Consider the following 16,413-nt stretch of genomic DNA (forward strand, 5'->3'; position numbering starts at 1 on the left):
GGCGTCACATGAGGGGGGTGAGGAAACGGCGCAGCGCTTCCTCGTATCCGGCCGGGTCGGCGTTCCACATCGCCCCGTGTCCGGCCTCGCGCACGGTGCGCAGGGTGACGAGATCGGGGCGGGCGGCGGCCAGCCTGCGGGAGGGCTCCCAGGGGGCGAGCGTGTCGTCCGGGCCGTGGAAGATCAGTACGGGCACGCGCAGCGCGCCGGGGTCCGCGCCCGGGGCCCGGCGGTCGGCGCGCAGCCCCGCGCGGCTCTCGGCGGCCCGGACCGCGAGCGGCAGCACCACGGCCGGGGTGTGGCGCGCCGCGGCGAGTGCGCGCAGGGTGGCGTGCCAGTCGAGTACGGGCGAGTCCAGTACGAGACCGGCGATGCGGTCGGCCAGCGCCGAGCGCTCGGCGGCGTGCAGGGCCATGGCGGCGCCGGTGGACCAGCCGTGCAGGATCACGCGCCGGGCTCCGTAGCGCAGGGCGTAGCGGATGGCGGCGTCCACGTCCCGCCACTCCGACTCGCCGAGGTGGCCGAGGCCGTCCGGGGAGGCGGGGGCGCCGAGGTCCCCGCGGTAGGCGAGGTCGAGGACGGGCATCCGGTGGCGGTTCAGGAAGGGCATGACCACCATCGGGTGCTCCCGGCTGCTGCCGAGCCCGTGCACGGTGATGACCCAGGTGTCGCGGGCGGCGGGTACGAACCAGGCGGGCAGCGCGCCGAGCTCCCCGGGGATGTCCACGTCGGCGTGGTCGAGGCCGAGGGCGGTGCGCGGGTTCCCGAGGTGGACCTGGGGGGTGAGGGTGACCCGGGTGCCGGGGTCGAGGCTGCCGTGGGTGACGGCGACGAGCCGGCGCACGACGGTGTCCGGGCCGTGTTCGGCGTCGGGGAGGACCGGCCCGACGACGGCGTGCACCCCGGGCGCGTCGAGTCCGTACGTGCCGGGGCGCAGGGAGCCGAGGGAGCGGGTGAGGGCGACCCGGCCGGCGGCGGTGGAGTGGACGGTGAGGCGCGGCCCGCCGGGCAGCGGGCGCCCCGGTTCGGGGCGCAGGGCCGCGTCGGCGGCATACCGGGCGCCCGCGACGGCGGCCGCGACCGCGGCCGCGCCGGCTCCCAGGAGGGTCGTGGTGACGGCTGCTGCCGTCGCTGTGGCGGTACGCACCGCTCCAGTGTCGAGGCGCACGCTCCGGCGGGCCACCGGAGGAGATCGTTCCCTCCGCCGTCCACGGGGGGCGGAAGCGGAGTGATGTGGGTCTCTTTCGGGGTCCCGGAGGGGGCGGCCGAGGGGGTGGACCAGCCGTGCGGAGGGGACCGTTCACCCGGCTTTGACGTGCATTAATCGATATATCTGCGGCAGAATCCGGACGAACAGCCCGATCGCGTGCCGTCCCAGTACACCGCTCCGCCCGGGTCAGTTCACCTTCCGTTCATCCAGGTTGCCTACGGTCGCCGAGCCACTGACGTCAAACAGAAGCCTGGGTAAATGGAGCACATAACGCTTCTCCTCGGGATCGTGATCATCACCGCTCTCGTGTTCGACTTCACGAACGGTTTCCACGACACAGCCAACGCGATGGCCACCACCATCTCGACCGGCGCCCTCAAGCCCAAGACGGCGGTGGCCATGTCCGCCGTGCTCAACCTCGTCGGCGCTTTCATGTCCGTGGAGGTCGCCAAGACGATCTCCAAGGGCCTGGTCAACGAGGAAGGCATCCAGCCAGAGGTGATCTTCGCCGCCCTGGTCGGCGCGATCCTCTGGAACCTCGTCACCTGGCTGGTCGGACTGCCCTCCAGCTCCTCCCACGCCCTGATGGGCGGCCTGATCGGTGCCGCGGTCGCGTCCGCCGGCCTCGACGCCGTCAACGGCAGCGTGGTCGTCACCAAGGTGCTCATCCCCGCGATCGCCGCGCCGATCGTGGCCGGTGTGGCCGCGATGCTGGCCGCCAAGGTCACGTACAAGCTGGGCAACAAGGTCGGCGAGAAGACCTCCACCAAGGGCTACCGCACCGGTCAGATCGCCTCGGCCGGTCTCGTTTCCCTCGCCCACGGCACCAACGACGCTCAGAAGACGATGGGCATCATCACCCTGGCGCTCGTCGCCGGCGGCGCGCTCTCCCCCGGCTCCAACCCGCCGGTCTGGGTCATCGTCTCCGCCGGCATGGCCATCGCCATGGGCACCTACCTGGGCGGCTGGCGCATCATCCGCACCATGGGCAAGGGTCTGACCGACCTCCAGCCGCAGCAGGGCTTCGCCGCCCAGACCTCGGCCGCCAGCGTCATCCTGGCCTCCTCCACCCTCGGCTTCTCCCTCTCCACCACCCACGCGTGCTCCGGCGCCGTCATGGGTGCGGGCCTGGGACGCAAGGGCGGCGTGGTCCGCTGGTCCACCGCCACCCGCATGTTCATCGCCTGGGGCCTGACCCTGCCGGCCGCAGCCCTCGTCGCCTCCGGCGCCGAGCTGGTCATGCGCACCGGTGACGTCGGCGTCGCCGCCGTCGCGGTCTTCCTGGTCGCCTCCTGCGTCGCCATCTGGTTCATCTCCCGCCGCCAGGTCGTCGACCACCACAACGTCAACGACGTGCAGCCGGCCGGCGCCGAGGAGCCGGGTGTCGTCACCACGGCGATGGCGGCCGTCACCGTTCCGCCGACCGTCGCCGCCGCCGGTACCACCGCGGCAGTGACCGACGAGGACCTCAAGGCCACCATCCCGGCCGCGACGGCAACCCCGACGGCTCCGGCCGCCGCGGTCTGACCCCGAGAACGACAGAGGAATCAGCGGTATGAAGATCGACTGGGAAGCCCTCGGCTCCGTCTTCGGAGTCAGCCTCTCCGCCACCGTCGCCCTCGTGGCCCTGTTCACCCTGGGCCTGGTGGGCCTGTCCAAGCACGAGGCCGCCACCGAGCAGGGCGGGACCGCCACCCTGGCCCGCAGCGGCGCCTACGCCTGCTTCGCGCTGGTCGCGGCGGCCGTGGGGTACGGGATCTACCTGATCGTCGCCTGACGCGCACGTCACCGTGTGAACGCTCCCTCCGGGTTTCCCCGGGGGGAGCTTTCGCATGCCCGCCACGCATCCCGCCTCACATCCCACCGCATGTCCCGCCACACGCCCCACCGCAGCCCCGCCGCAGGTCAACGGCGAGTTGACGGGCGTTCGCGGTGCGTGGTGGACTGCCCGAGCCAATACGGCGGCATGGAGAGGAAGTCCGGTGCGAATCCGGCGCGGTCCCGCCACTGTCACCGGGGAGCGCACAACGCCAGTGCGACCCGGGAGCCAGGAACTCTCGCCGCCGGACACGTCGAACCAGGGCGCGGACCCTGAGTGAGGACATACCTGCCACCATGCGTGCCGACCGCGTCTTCGCGTACGGCGTCACGGCGGGCCTGATCGGCGACCGGATCCTCGGGGATCCGCGCCGGGGGCACCCCGTGGCCGCCTTCGGACGAGCCGCCGCCGCCGTCGAGGGCGCCCTGTGGCGCGACGACCGCGCCCGGGGCGTCCTGCACACCCTGGTCTGCGCCGGGGGCGCGGCCGCCGTCGGCGCGCTGGGCGCCCGCGCCGTGCGCTCCCGGCCCGCTGCCTCCCGTATCGCGCTGACCGCCGCCGCCACCTGGGCCGTCGTGGGCGGCACCTCGCTGGGCCGGGAGGCCCGCGCCATCGGCGGGGCGCTCGCCGCCGGGGACGCCGAAGTCGCCCGGGAGCGGCTGCCGCACCTGTGCGGGCGCGACCCGCAGGCCCTGGACGAGCAGCAGATGGCCCGCGCGGTGGTCGAATCGGTCGCCGAGAACACCTCCGACGCCGTGGTCGGGGCCCTCGTGTGGGGCGCCGTCGCCGGGGTCCCCGGGCTGCTCGCCTTCCGCGCCGTGAACACCCTGGACGCGATGGTCGGCCACAAGTCCCCCCGCTACCTGCGCTACGGCTGGGCCTCCGCCCGGCTCGACGACCTGGCGGGCTGGCCGGGGGCCCGGCTGACCGCGCTGGCCGCCGTCCTGGCAGGCCCCGACCGGCGGGGAGCCGTACGGGCCTGGCGCGCGGACGCCGCCGAGCACCCGAGCCCGAACGCCGGGCCCGTGGAGGCCTCCTTCGCGGGGGCCCTCGGCGTACGGCTGGGCGGAACCCTGGCGTACGGCGGGCGGGTCGAGCACCGTGCGGTCCTCAACGGCGCGGCGGGCCGGCCCGTGGAGGTCGCGGACATCGAACGGGCCGTGCGGCTGTCGCGGCAGGTCACCTGGCTGGCCCTGGGCGCCTGCGTGGCCGCCCGGGCGCTGGCCGCACGAGTACGGAAGGGCTGCCACATGAGGGGGGCGGGGGCATGAGCGGCGCGAAGCGCGGCGGCGGACTGCTGGTCGCGGGCACCACGTCGGACGCGGGCAAGAGCGTGGTCACGGCGGGCATCTGCCGCTGGCTGTCCCGGCAGGGCGTGAAGGTGTCGCCCTTCAAGGCGCAGAACATGTCGCTGAACTCCTTCGTGACCCTGGAGGGCGCCGAGATCGGCCGCGCCCAGGCCATGCAGGCCCAGGCGGCCCGGGTGGAGCCGACCGCGCTGATGAACCCGGTGCTGCTCAAGCCCGGCAGCGACCGCAGCAGCCAGGTGGTGCTGCTGGGCAAGCCGGTGGGCGAGATGAGCGCCCGCGGCTACCACGGGGGCCGGCAGGAGCAGCTCCTCGGCATCGTCACGGACTGCCTGGAGCAGCTGCGGGGCACGTATGACGCCGTGATCTGCGAGGGGGCGGGCAGTCCGGCGGAGATCAACCTGCGCCGGACCGACATCGTGAACATGGGCATCGCGCGGGCCGCGCGGTTCCCGGTGGTCGTGGTCGGGGACATCGACCGGGGCGGCGTCTTCGCGTCCTTCTTCGGGACGACGGCGCTGCTGTCGCCGGAGGACCAGTCGCTGATCGCCGGGTACATGGTCAACAAGTTCCGCGGCGACGTGACGCTGCTGGAACCGGGCATGGAGATGCTGCGCGGGCTCACGGGCCGGTCGACGTACGGGGTGCTGCCCTTCCGGCACGGCCTGGGCATCGACGAGGAGGACGGCCTGCGGGTCTCCCTGCGCGGTGCCGTACGGGAATCGGTGGTGGCCCCGCCCGTCGGCGAGGACGTGCTGCGGGTCGCCGTGTGCGCGGTGCCGCTGATGTCGAACTTCACGGACGTCGACGCGCTGGCGGCGGAGCCGGGGGTCGTGGTGCGGTTCGTGGACCGGGCCGAGGAACTGGCCGACGCGGACCTGGTCGTCGTACCGGGTACGCGGGGCACGGTGAAGGCGCTGGAGTGGCTCCGGGAGCGGGGGCTCGCGGACGCGCTGGCGCGGCGGGCCGCGGAGGGGCGGCCGGTGCTGGGCATCTGCGGCGGGTTCCAGGTGCTGGGCGAGCGGATCTCCGACGAGGTCGAGTCCCGGGCGGGGGAGGTGGAGGGCCTCGGGCTGCTGCCGGTGCGGGTCCGCTTCGAGCGGGAGAAGACCCTGGCGCGGCCGGTGGGTTCGGCGCTGGGCGAGGACGTCTCGGGGTACGAGATCCACCACGGCGTGGCCGAAGTCCTGGGCGGGGAGCCCTTCCTGGACGGGTGCCGGGTCGGGGCGGTGTGGGGCACGCACTGGCACGGCTCGCTGGAGTCGGACGGCTTCCGCCGGGCGTTCCTCCGGGAGGTGGCCTCGGCCGCCGGGCGCCGCTTCGTGCCGGCTCCGGACACGTCGTTCTCCGCGCTGCGGGAGGAACAGCTGGACCTGCTGGGCGACCTGATCGAGGAGCACGCCGATACCGGTGCGCTGCTGAGCCTGATCGAGTCCGGTGCCCCGGCCGGGCTTCCGTTCCTGCCCCCGGGTGCGCCGTGACGGGCCGTGCCCTGCGGGGCTCTCCCCCACCCCGCCCCTTCCCGAAACCGGGGCTCCGCCCCGGACCCCTCAGCTGTGCGGCGCCGCTGCCGGGGGCTCTGCCCCCGGACCCCCGCGCCTCAATCGCCGGCGAGGCTGAGTTTGCCTCCGGCAGCGGCCAAATCCAGCCCCTCCGGCGTTTGAGGAGTGGGGGTCCCCCCGGACTGAGTCTGGGGGAGGGTCCGGGGCGGAGCCCCGGCAACGGCGCCGCACACGGCAACGGTCCGCACCACCCTCGAAGGAGTGAACAACACATGAGCACCCCCTACCCGTTCACCGCAGTCGTCGGCCAGGCCGACCTGCGGCTGGCGCTCCTGCTCAACGCCGTGAGCCCAGCGGTCGGTGGTGTGCTCGTGCGCGGCGAGAAGGGGACCGCCAAGTCCACCGCCGTGCGCGCGCTGTCGGCGCTGCTGCCGCAGGTGGACGTCGTGCCCGGGTGCCGGTTCTCGTGCGCGCCCGGCGCGCCGGATCCGGCCTGCCCCGACGGCCCGCACGAGCCCGGCCCCGGCCAGGCCCGCCCCGCCCGCATGGTGGAGCTGCCCGTCGGCGCCTCCGAGGACCGGCTCGTCGGCGCCCTCGACATCGAGCGGGCCCTCGCCGAAGGCGTCAAGGCCTTCGAGCCCGGGCTGCTCGCCGACGCGCACCGCGGGATCCTGTACGTCGACGAGGTCAACCTGCTCCACGACCACCTGATCGACCTCCTCCTGGACGCCGCCGCGATGGGCGCCTCGTACGTCGAGCGCGAGGGCGTCTCCGTCCGGCACGCCGCCCGGTTCCTGCTCGTCGGCACGATGAACCCCGAGGAGGGCGAGCTGCGGCCGCAGCTCCTCGACCGCTTCGGGCTGACCGTCGAGGTCGCCGCCTCCCGCGAGCCCGCCCAGCGCGTCGAGGTGGTGCGCCGCCGGCTCGCCTACGAGGACGACCCCGCCGGTTTCGCGACCCGCTGGGCCGATGACGAACACGACGTACGGGCCCGGGTCGTGGCCGCGCGGGCCCTGCTCCCGAAGGTGGCGCTCGGCGACACCGCGCTGCTGCAGATCGCCGCGACCTGCGCCGGCTTCGAGGTCGACGGCATGCGGGCCGACATCGTGATGGCCCGGACCGCGACCGCGCTGGCCGCCTGGGCCGGGCGGACCGACGTACGGAAGGAAGACGTACGGCAGGCCGCGCTGCTGGCGCTCCCCCACCGGCGCCGCCGCAACCCCTTTGACGCGCCGGGTCTGGACGAGGACAAGCTGGACGAGATCCTGGACCGGTTCGAGGACGAGGAGCCGGAGCCCGACCCGGACCCCGAGCCGGGGCCCGAGGGCCCGGACGGCGGCGGCGGTGACGGTGACGGCGGCGACGGCCCCGACGGCGGTGGAGTGCCCCCGCAGGGCAACGGCCCCCAGGCGTCCGACGCCCCGCCGGAGTCCACCGAAGACGCCCCCGCGGACGCCCCCGAGTCCCCGCAGCCCTCCGCCCGGGGAGCCGGTGGGCCCGAGCAGGCCGCCGTACGGGCCTCCGAGCCGTTCCGGACCCGGATGCTGAGCGTGCCGGGGCTCGGCGAGGGCGCCTCCGGGCGGCGTTCGCGCGCCCGCACCGCCCACGGCCGGACCACCGGGGCCCAGCGCCCCCGGGGCCACCTGACCAAGCTGCACCTGGCGGCCACCGTGCACGCGGCCGCCCCGCACCAGAAGGCGCGCGGGCGCAGCGGGCCCGGTCTGGTCATCCGCAAGGACGATCTGCGTCAGGCCACGCGGGAGGGCCGCGAGGGCAACCTGGTCCTCTTCGTCGTCGACGCCTCCGGCTCGATGGCCGCCCGGCAGCGCATGAGCGCGGTCAAGGGCGCCGTCCTGTCGCTGCTGCTGGACGCCTACCAGCGCCGGGACAAGGTCGGCCTGATCACCTTCCGGGGTGCCACGGCCGAGCTGGCGCTGCCGCCCACCTCCTCGGTGGACGCCGCCGCGACCCGGCTGGAGCGGCTGCCCACCGGCGGCCGCACCCCGCTGGCCGCGGGGCTGCTGAAGGCCCGGGAGGTGCTGCGGATCGAGCGGTTGCGCGATCCGAGCCGCCGGCCGCTGCTCGTCGTCGTCACCGACGGGCGGGCCACCTCGGCCGGTGCCGTCGGCGGCCTGCCGGACAGTACGCCGCGGGAGCTCTCCGCGCGCAGCGCCCGGCTGCTGGCCGCCGAAGGGGTCGCGTCGGTGGTCGTGGACTGCGAGACGGGGCCGGTCCGGCTGGGGCTGGCCGGGGTGCTCGCCGCCGACCTGGGCGGGCCCGCCGTCACGCTCGACGGGCTGCGGGCCGACTCGCTGGCCGGGCTCGTGAAGAACGTACGTACCGCGGTGACATCTGCCGCATCCGACACCAACAGGAGGGCCGCGTAATGCCTCAGGGACAGCCGTCCGTCGTTCCGGAAGACGGACTCACGACGCGCCAGCGCCGCAACCGTCCGCTCGTCTTCGTCCACACCGGCCCCGGCAAGGGCAAGTCCACGGCGGCCTTCGGGCTGGCGCTGCGCGCCTGGAACCAGGGCTGGCCGATCGGGGTGTTCCAGTTCGTCAAGTCGGCGAAGTGGAAGGTCGGCGAGGAGAACGCGCTCAAGGTGCTCGGCGCCTCCGGCGAGGGCGGCTCCGTCGTCTGGCACAAGATGGGCGAGGGCTGGTCCTGGGTCCAGCGGGACGCGCAGCTCGACAACGAGCAGGCGGCCAAGGAGGGCTGGGAGCAGGTCAAGCGCGACCTGGCCGCCGAGACGCACAAGCTGTACGTGCTCGACGAGTTCGCGTACCCGATGCACTGGGGCTGGATCGACGTCGACGAGGTCATCGAGGTGCTGCGGAACCGTCCCGGTACGCAGCACGTGGTGATCACCGGGCGCAACGCGCCGGAGAAGCTGCTGGAGTTCGCGGATCTCGTCACCGAGATGACCAAGGTCAAGCACCCGATGGACGCCGGCCAGAAGGGCCAGAAGGGCATCGAGTGGTGACGTCGTTCAACGTTCCCCGGCTGGTCATTGCCGCGCCGTCCTCCGGCAGCGGCAAGACCACCGTGGCCACGGGCCTGATGGCGGCCTTCTCGGAGCGCGGCCTCGCCGTGTCCCCGCACAAGGCCGGGCCCGACTACATCGACCCCGGCTACCACGCGCTGGCCACCGGCCGGCCGGGGCGCAACCTGGACGCCTTCATGTGCGGGCCGGAGCTGGTCGCTCCGCTGTTCGCGCACGCGGCGGCCGGGTGCGGGCTCGCCGTGGTCGAGGGCGTGATGGGCCTCTACGACGGGGCCGCGGGCCGGGGTGAGCTGGCGTCGACGGCGCACGTGGCGAAGCTGCTGCGGGCGCCGGTGGTGCTGGTGGTGGACGCCTCGTCGCAGTCGCGGTCGGTGGCGGCGCTGGTGCACGGCTTCGCGTCCTTCGACCCGCAGGTGCGGCTGGGTGGCGTGATCCTGAACAAGGTCGGCTCCGACCGGCACGAGGCGATGCTGCGGGAGGCGCTCGATGAGGCGGGGATGCCGGTGCTCGGCGTCCTGCGGCGGGCTCCGCAGGTGGCGGCGCCGTCGCGGCACCTGGGTCTGGTGCCGGTCGCCGAGCGGCGGGCCGATGCCGTTGCCGCGGTGGCGGCTCTCGCGGACCAGGTCCGGGCCGGCTGCGACCTGGACGCGCTGCTGGCCCTGGCCCGCACGGCCCCGGCGCTGTCCTGCGAGGCCTGGTCGCCGGCCACTGCGCTGGCGCGCAGCCGGGGCTCCGCCCCAGACCCCGCTCCTCAAACGCCGGAGGGGCTGGAAGTGCCGCTCGGGCTGGGCGCGCAAGCAGGGTGGGAAGCACCCGCGCCAGGCGGACGGCAGTGGCCACATCCAGCCTCGCCGGCGTTTGAGGCGCGGGGTCTGGGGCGGAGCCCCAGCAGCGGCGCCGCAGCCGCAGACACCGGCCGGCGGCCCGTCGTCGCCGTCGCGGGCGGGGCCGCGTTCACGTTCTCGTACGCCGAGCACGCCGAGCTGCTCACCGCGGCCGGGGCGGACGTCGTCACCTTCGACCCCCTTCGGGACGAGGCCCTCCCCACCGGCACCACCGGCCTGGTGATCGGCGGCGGGTTCCCCGAGGTGTACGCGCCCGAGCTGTCCGCCAACGAGCCGCTCCGCAAGGCCGTCGCCGGCTTCGCCGCGGCCGGCGGACCCGTGGCCGCCGAGTGCGCCGGGCTGCTGTACCTGGCCCGCTCGCTGGACGGGAAGCCCATGTGCGGGGTGCTCGACGCCGACGCCCGGATGTCGGAGCGCCTCACCCTCGGCTACCGCGAGGCGGTGGCGGTGTCCGACAGCGCGCTCGCACCCGCCGGGACCCGGCTGCGCGGGCACGAGTTCCACCGGACGGTGATCGAGCCCGGTGCCGGTACCGCCCCCGCGTGGGGGTTCACGCACCCGGAACGCCGCGTCGAGGGCTTCGTACAGCAGGGTGTGCACGCGAGCTACCTGCACACGCACTGGGCGGCGGAGCCGTCCGTCGCCCTCCGCTTCGTCGAAGCGGCGGCGGCCCGGCCGTGAGATCAGTCCGCGAGGCCCACCACGAGCCAGATCCCGGCCACCCCGCCCACCGTGCACATCAGCGTGGACAGGGCGGGGTGCTTGTGGTGCGCCTCGGGCAGGATCTCGGCGGCGGCCAGGTAGAGCAGGACCCCGCCGAAGAAACCGAGGTACGCGCCGAGCGGTTCCTCCGGAAGGGTGAACAGCAGAGTGGACGCCGCGCCGACCACGGGTGCGGCCGCGTCCGCGAAGAGCATCAGCAGGGCCTTGCGGCGGGCGTTCCCGTAGAGGCTGGTGAGGGTGTACGTGTTGAACCCGTCGGCGAAGTCGTGGGTGATGACGGCCAGGGCCACGGCCACGCCCATGCCCCCGCCGACCTGGAAGGCCGCGCCCAGCGCGACGCCGTCGGCGAGGCTGTGGCCGACCATCGCGGCGGCGGCCGTCAGCCCGACCTGCGGGACGCGGGCGCCGTTCTCGGCTCCGTGCGCGGCCTGACGTACGGCCAGGAGCCGTTCCACGACGTGCGCGACGAGGAACCCGCCCACGAAGAGCAGCAGGGCGAGGGGGACGCCGAAGACCTCTGCGCCCGCCGCGTGGAGGGCCTCCGGAAGCAGGTCGAGGCCGACGACGCCGAGCATGAGCCCGCCGGCCAGGCCCAGCACGAGGTGGCGGCGGTCGGTGACGCGTTGCGCCGTCCATCCGCCCGCCAGGGTCATCAGGAACGCGCCCAACGCCACCAGTACGGCCATGTGCCCCTGAATACCGACTCCTCGCCCCGCGCGCACTTCCGCGCGCGGGTGGCCTGTGGCGGACTGTTGACGACTGACCGGTGGCGGTGACGTGCCGGTGACGGTGACTACGGAGGGAGGACCCCCGGTGGGCGAGTACGACACGCAGCTGGTGGTCGGGGTCGGCGGACGCGCGGGGGTTTCCGTGGCGGAGGTCTGCGCCCTGGTCGAGGAGACGCTGCGGGGGGCCGGGCTGGCCTCGGGGGCGGTGACGGCGCTGGCCACGGTGGACTCGAAGGCGGGCGAGTCGGGGATAACGGGCGCGGCGGAACGTTTCGGCGTGCCCCTCCTCAGCTACCCCGCCCAGCAGCTGGCCGCGATCACGGTGCCGCATCCCTCGGACGCGGCGCGCACCGCCGCCGGCACGCCCTCGGTGGCGGAGGCCGCGGCGCTGGCGGGGGGCGGGGAACTCCTCGTACCGAAGCGGCGGTCGGTGGCGGCGACCTGCGCGGTGGCCACGGCCCAGGCTCACGACCTGCGCCATCACGGGGACGCGGAAGTGATGGACGCGGGCTCGGCGCTGGTGGACCTCGCGGTCAACGTACGGGCGGACACACCCCCGGAGTGGCTCAAGCAGCGGATCGCGGCCTCCCTCGGGGATCTCGCCGCGTACCCCGACGGGCGGTCCGCCCGCGCGGCGGTGGCGGCTCGGCACGGGCTGCCGGTCGAGCGGGTGCTTTTGACGGCCGGGGCGGCGGAGGCCTTCGTGCTGATCGCGCGGGCCCTGGGCGCCGTACGGCCGGTCGTGGTGCATCCGCAGTTCACCGAGCCGGAGGCGGCCCTGCGGGACGCCGGGCACCGGGTGGAGCGGGTGGTGCTGCGGGCGGCGGACGGGTTCCGGCTCGACCCGGCGGCGGTGCCCGAGGAGGCGGACCTGGTGGTGGTCGGCAATCCGACCAACCCGACGTCGGTCCTGCACCCGGCACAGACGCTGGCCTCGCTGGCCCGCCCGGGCCGGATCCTGGTCGTGGACGAGGCGTTCATGGACGCCGTCCCGGGCGAGCGGGAGGCCCTCGCCGGGCGGATGGACGTGCCGGGTCTGGTGGTGCTGCGGAGCCTGACGAAGACGTGGGGGCTGGCGGGGCTGCGGATCGGCTACGTGCTGGCCGAGCCCGAGGTCATCGCGAAGCTGGCGGCGGCGCAGCCGCTGTGGCCGGTGTCCACGCCGGCGCTGGTGGCGGCCGAGGCCTGTGTGGCTCCGGCGGCGCTGGCCGAGGCGGAGGAGGCCGCGCGGCGGATCGCGGTGGACCGGGCGCACCTGCTGGCCGGGCTCGCGGAGTTCGATGAGGTCACGGTCGTCGGGGTGGCGGAGGGGCCGTTCGTCCTGATCCAGGTGGCGGGCGGGGCGGAGGTCCGCACCCGGCTGCGCGCGCTGGGCTTCGCCGTCCGCCGCGGGGACACCTTCCCGGGGCTGGGCCACTCCTGGCTCCGGCTGGCGGTCCGCGACCGGGCGACGACGGGCCGGCTGCTCCAGGCCCTGGACCACGCCCTTTCGCTGGCCGCGCACTGACCGAACCGGCGCGGCCACCCAGCCACTCCTGAAGGCGCATACCGCCCAACGGGCCTACCATCAGGCCTGGGGGCGGGCGCACGAGCCCTCATGGGGCGTGTGGCAACAGGGGGCAGCGATGAAGGCATCCGCACGCATGGGCGTGGCCGTGGCCGGGCTGGCCGTCGTGGGCGGCGGGGTCCTCGCCGTGCCACGACTGCTCGACGACGGCGGCAAGGCGGCGGAGCAGCGGCTCCAGGGCGGCCCCGCCCCGGCGGTGAGCGCCACGTCCCCCGCTCCCGCCGGGCCAGGGCAAGGGCAAGGGCCGTTCACGCTGGTGGCGACCGGCGACATCATCCCGTACCCCTCGATCGTCCAGCGGTCGGCGGACGACGCCGGCAAGGCCGGGGAGTACGACTTCCGGAAGATACTCGCCGGGGTCAAACCCCTGGTCTCCGCCGCCGACCTGGCGATGTGCCACCACGAGATACCGTACGGGCGGCCCGGCGGCCCCTACACCGGCTACCCGACCTTCAAGGCCCCGCACCAGCTGGCCGACGCCCTCAAGGACGCCGGGTACGACAGCTGTTCCACCGCCTCGAACCACACCCTGGACGACGGCTACGAGGGTCTCGCCCGCACCCTCGAACACCTCGACCGGGTCGGCGTCGGGCACGTCGGCTCGGCCCGCAGCGCGGAGGAGGCCAGGGCCCCGGCGCTGGTCTCGGCCGGCGGCGCGAAGGTCGCCCAGCTCTCGTACACGTACGGCACGAACGGCATACCGCTCCCCCAGGACAAGCCGTGGGCGGTCAACCTGATCGACAAGGACCGCGTCATAGCCGACGCCCGCGCCGCCCGGGCGGCCGGCGCGAACGTGGTGACGGTGAGCGTCCACTGGGGGACCGAGTGGCAGACCGCGCCCGATGAGCAGCAGCGCGAGCTGGCGCAGGCGTTGACCGCCTCCCGCGGCGCCGACGGCCTCCCCGACATCGATCTGATCCTCGGTACGCACAACCACGTGCCGCAGCCCTACGAGAAGATCAACGGCACCTGGGTGGTCTTCGGCATGGGCGACCAGGTCGCCAGCTTCGTGCCGGCCGACAAGCTGCGCGGCAACCAGTCGTCGATCCCCCGGTTCACCTTCGCACCGGCGGCGGCCCACAAGGGCCGCTGGGAGGTGGTGAAGGCCGAATTCCTCACGCAGTACTCGGACATGGGGCCGCCGTTCCGCGTCGTCTGCGCCTCCTGCGCGGCGTCCGACGGCTCGCTCCCGGCCGCCAAGCGGAGCGAGTACGCCCGGATCGACGAGCAGGTCAGCGCCGCCGTGCTGTCACGCGGCGCGGCCGCGCAGGGCCTGGAGCACGCCACCCGCTGAGCGGCCGCCCGCCGAGCACTCCCCTCCGTGTGCTCCTCGGGCGGCGCGCCCGGCGGTGCTACGAGGCCCTGCCCCGCCGGGAGACGACGAGCGCGCCCGCCCCGATGCCGAGCAGGATCAGCGCGCCGCCCGCGACGTACGGGGTAAGCGAACCGCCGCCGGTCTCGGCCAGGTTGGCGTTGGTGGTGAGGGCGGACCCGGTCCCGGACCCCGTCCCGGCCTGGGGCTTGACGTCGGGCTTCGCGGGCGGGGTCGGCGCCGGCCCCGTCGGGGACTCGCAGTGCGCCTCGGCGAGTACGACCTCTCCCTCCACCTCGGCCACGTTGAGGTTCAGCGGGTTCACCGACACCTTCAGGCGGAGCGCGGCCGCGGCGGCCGTGGTGGAGGTGGTCTGCGTACCGGACAGCTCCAGGCTGACCAGGCCCACGCCCGGGACCTCGACCTTCGTGGGGCCGCCCGCCGTCAGGGTGATCCTCTTGCCGAGCGCGGTCACCGTCCCGAGGACGTTCGCGCTGGCCACGGGCTGCTTGCCGGCTTCGCAGACGGCCTTGGATGTGACCTTCTCGACCTCGATGAGGGAGAGCGCCGGCAGGCCCGGCACGTGCACCCGGGCCTTGGCGAGGTTGGCCTCCGCCTGGGCCCGGGTCTTGTCCGCGGTCGCCTTGGAGGTGGCCACGTCGGCGCGGAGCACACTGACCGGCGCACCTCCCTCGACCCCGTCCAGGGTGACCGTCAGCGCCGTCTTCTCGGCGGGCGCCGCCGGGGCGCTGACCTCGTTGAGGGTCGCCTTCAGCGGGACGTGCACGGTCTTGTTGAGCAGGCCCACGTCCAGTCCGGTGCGCAGGACGACGGCGCCGGCCTTGCCCTCGCTCCCGGCCCCGGCGCCGCCCGTGGCGAAGGCGGGCGGGGCGGTGAGCAGGGCTACCGCTCCCGTGGCGAGCAGGACGGCCGCGGGCATGCGGAAGGTGTTGCTGTTCAAGATGGTGGAACCCCCAGGGAGATGGGTGCCGTCGCGCCGCCGATGGGGGACATCGCGCGCGCCGACGGCTTCGTCCCCGGAATCTTTACGCACTGTGAGTGAACGGGCGGCAACCTGACGTGAGTTCACCCCAAAGGGTGGTTTCCACGCATGTATTCGATTTTCTGCGCCTCACGAAGAACGTGCGTGCCCTCCTTTCACAGCCGTGCCGGACACCGGCCGCCCGGGCGGGCGTTCACAACGACCGAAGGGCCGCCGATGTCACGCGTCGTCAACACGGAGACGGGACGTCGGCAGGTCGCGCCCGGGCGGCGAGGGCGTGCCGCTCAGGCCCGGACCGTGCCGTTCACGACGACCCGCAGCGGCTGCGCCAGCGCCCGTACGTCCTCCCGCGGGTCGGCGGCGTAGACCACGAGGTCCGCCGGCGCCCCCTCGGTCAGACCTGGCCTGCCGAGCCACGCGCGTGCCGCCCAAGCCGTCGCCGAGAGGGCCTCCAGCGGCGGGATCCCGGCCTTCACCAGCTCCGAAACCTCCGCCGCGACCAGGCCGTGCGGCAGGGAACCCCCCGCGTCGGTGCCGACGTACACCTGGATACCCGCGTCGTAGGCGGCCCGGACGACGTCGTACCGCTTCTCGTGGAGCCGCCGCATGTGCGCCGCCCAGTCCGGGAACTTCGCCTCGCCGCCCGCCGCCAGCTTCGGAAACGTCGCGGTGTTCACGAGCGTCGGGACGATCGCGACCCCGCGCTCCGCGAACAGCGGAATGGTCTCCTCGGTGAGGCCCGTGGCGTGCTCGATGCAGTCGATCCCCGCCTCCACCAGGTCGCGCAGCGATTCCTCGGCGAAGCAGTGCGCCGTCACCCGGGCGCCCAGCCGGTGCGCCTCGGCGATGGCCGCCTCCACCTCGGCGCGCGGCCAGCAGGCGGTCAGGTCCCCGACCCCGCGGTCGATCCAGTCGCCGACCAGCTTCACCCAGCCGTCGCCGCGGCGCGCCTCGCGGCCCACGTACTCGACGAGGTCGGCGGGCTCGATCTCGTGCGCGTAGTTGCGGATGTAGCGGCGGGTGCGCGCGATGTGCCGGCCGGCCCGGATGATCTTCGGCAGGTCCTCGCGGTCGTCGATCCAGCGGGTGTCGGAAGGCGATCCGGCGTCGCGGATGAGGAGGGTGCCGGCGTCCCGGTCGGTCAGGGCCTGGCGCTCGGCGGTCGCGGCGTCGACCGGGCCGTGCGCGTCCAGGCCCACGTGGCAGTGCGCGTCGACCAGTCCGGGCAGGGCCCAGCCGGTCACGGTGGTGATCTCGCGGGCGGCGGGCGGCCGCTCGTAGGAGATCCGGCCCCCGACCACCCAGAGTTCGTCGCGGACCTCGTCGGGCCCGACGAGCACCCGCCCCTTCACGTGCAGCACATCGCTCGCGGCGCTCACATCGCTCATGT

The 16,413-nt window shown here is 74.5% G+C and carries 12 protein-coding genes, 1 pseudogene and 1 riboswitch; of the genes and pseudogenes, 9 read left to right on the plus strand and 4 right to left on the minus strand.

Annotated elements, in window-relative coordinates; translation table 11 throughout:
* Positions 1-4 precede the first annotated feature (4 nt).
* Positions 5-1,147, minus strand: coding sequence for an alpha/beta hydrolase family protein (locus ACFWBN_RS25880; RefSeq protein WP_385179469.1), 1,143 nt, complete (start codon positions 1,145-1,147; stop codon positions 5-7).
* A gap of 321 nt (positions 1,148-1,468) precedes the next feature.
* Here ACFWBN_RS25880 and ACFWBN_RS25885 point away from each other — a divergent pair, with 321 nt between their 5' ends.
* The 7 genes and pseudogenes from ACFWBN_RS25885 to ACFWBN_RS25915 all read left to right on the plus strand — a co-directional run bounded on the left by ACFWBN_RS25885 (position 1,469) and on the right by ACFWBN_RS25915 (position 10,371).
* Positions 1,469-2,737 carry an anion permease gene (locus ACFWBN_RS25885; RefSeq protein WP_385179471.1) on the plus strand — a complete coding sequence of 423 codons (1,269 nt, stop codon included), beginning with the start codon at positions 1,469-1,471 and terminating at the stop codon, positions 2,735-2,737.
* 28 nt (positions 2,738-2,765) lie between these two features.
* A complete protein-coding gene (locus ACFWBN_RS25890) occupies positions 2,766-2,987 on the plus strand; it encodes a hypothetical protein (RefSeq protein WP_385179472.1) in 222 nt (73 codons plus the stop codon).
* A 193-nt stretch (positions 2,988-3,180) separates the two neighbouring features.
* Positions 3,181-3,267: riboswitch (cobalamin riboswitch) on the plus strand.
* A 58-nt stretch (positions 3,268-3,325) separates the two neighbouring features.
* On the plus strand, positions 3,326-4,300 hold the full coding sequence (locus ACFWBN_RS25895; protein WP_385179474.1) for a cobalamin biosynthesis protein: 975 nt from the start codon (positions 3,326-3,328) through the stop codon (positions 4,298-4,300).
* Positions 4,297-5,814 (plus strand): annotated as a pseudogene (locus ACFWBN_RS25900) (cobyric acid synthase); the annotation flags it as partial. The gene ACFWBN_RS25895 and the pseudogene ACFWBN_RS25900, both read left to right, overlap by 4 nt.
* 296 nt (positions 5,815-6,110) lie before the next feature.
* Positions 6,111-8,225, plus strand: a complete 2,115-nt coding sequence (locus ACFWBN_RS25905) for a putative cobaltochelatase (protein WP_385179476.1) — start codon at positions 6,111-6,113, stop codon at positions 8,223-8,225.
* Positions 8,225-8,824 (plus strand): cob(I)yrinic acid a,c-diamide adenosyltransferase, encoded by a 600-nt coding sequence (gene cobO / locus ACFWBN_RS25910; protein ID WP_385179478.1) that lies wholly within the window; start codon positions 8,225-8,227, stop codon positions 8,822-8,824. The genes ACFWBN_RS25905 and cobO overlap by 1 nt, the downstream gene beginning before the upstream one ends.
* A complete protein-coding gene (locus ACFWBN_RS25915; protein ID WP_385179480.1) occupies positions 8,818-10,371 on the plus strand; it encodes a cobyrinate a,c-diamide synthase in 1,554 nt (517 codons plus the stop codon). Before cobO ends, ACFWBN_RS25915 begins: the two co-directional genes overlap by 7 nt.
* Before the next feature lie 2 nt (positions 10,372-10,373).
* Here ACFWBN_RS25915 and ACFWBN_RS25920 read toward each other — a convergent pair whose 3' ends face one another.
* Positions 10,374-11,099, minus strand: a complete 726-nt coding sequence (locus tag ACFWBN_RS25920; protein ID WP_385179482.1) for a ZIP family metal transporter — start codon at positions 11,097-11,099, stop codon at positions 10,374-10,376.
* A gap of 127 nt (positions 11,100-11,226) precedes the next feature.
* Here ACFWBN_RS25920 and cobC point away from each other — a divergent pair, with 127 nt between their 5' ends.
* Entirely contained in the window at positions 11,227-12,648 is a 1,422-nt protein-coding gene (gene cobC / locus ACFWBN_RS25925; protein ID WP_385179483.1) for an Rv2231c family pyridoxal phosphate-dependent protein CobC, read from the plus strand.
* A 118-nt stretch (positions 12,649-12,766) separates the two neighbouring features.
* Complete coding sequence (locus tag ACFWBN_RS25930; protein ID WP_385179485.1) at positions 12,767-14,002, plus strand: CapA family protein; 1,236 nt, start codon at positions 12,767-12,769, stop codon at positions 14,000-14,002.
* Positions 14,003-14,060: 58 nt separating this feature from the next.
* On the opposite strand, the gene ACFWBN_RS25935 is transcribed toward ACFWBN_RS25930, so the two are convergent.
* A complete protein-coding gene (locus ACFWBN_RS25935; protein WP_385179487.1) occupies positions 14,061-14,981 on the minus strand; it encodes an SCO1860 family LAETG-anchored protein in 921 nt (306 codons plus the stop codon).
* 326 nt (positions 14,982-15,307) lie between these two features.
* A complete protein-coding gene (locus tag ACFWBN_RS25940) occupies positions 15,308-16,411 on the minus strand; it encodes an amidohydrolase family protein (RefSeq protein WP_385179489.1) in 1,104 nt (367 codons plus the stop codon).
* Positions 16,412-16,413 lie beyond the last annotated feature (2 nt).

The sequence above is a fragment of the Streptomyces sp. NPDC059989 genome, from assembly GCF_042736975.1.
Lineage (GTDB): Bacteria > Actinomycetota > Actinomycetes > Streptomycetales > Streptomycetaceae > Streptomyces.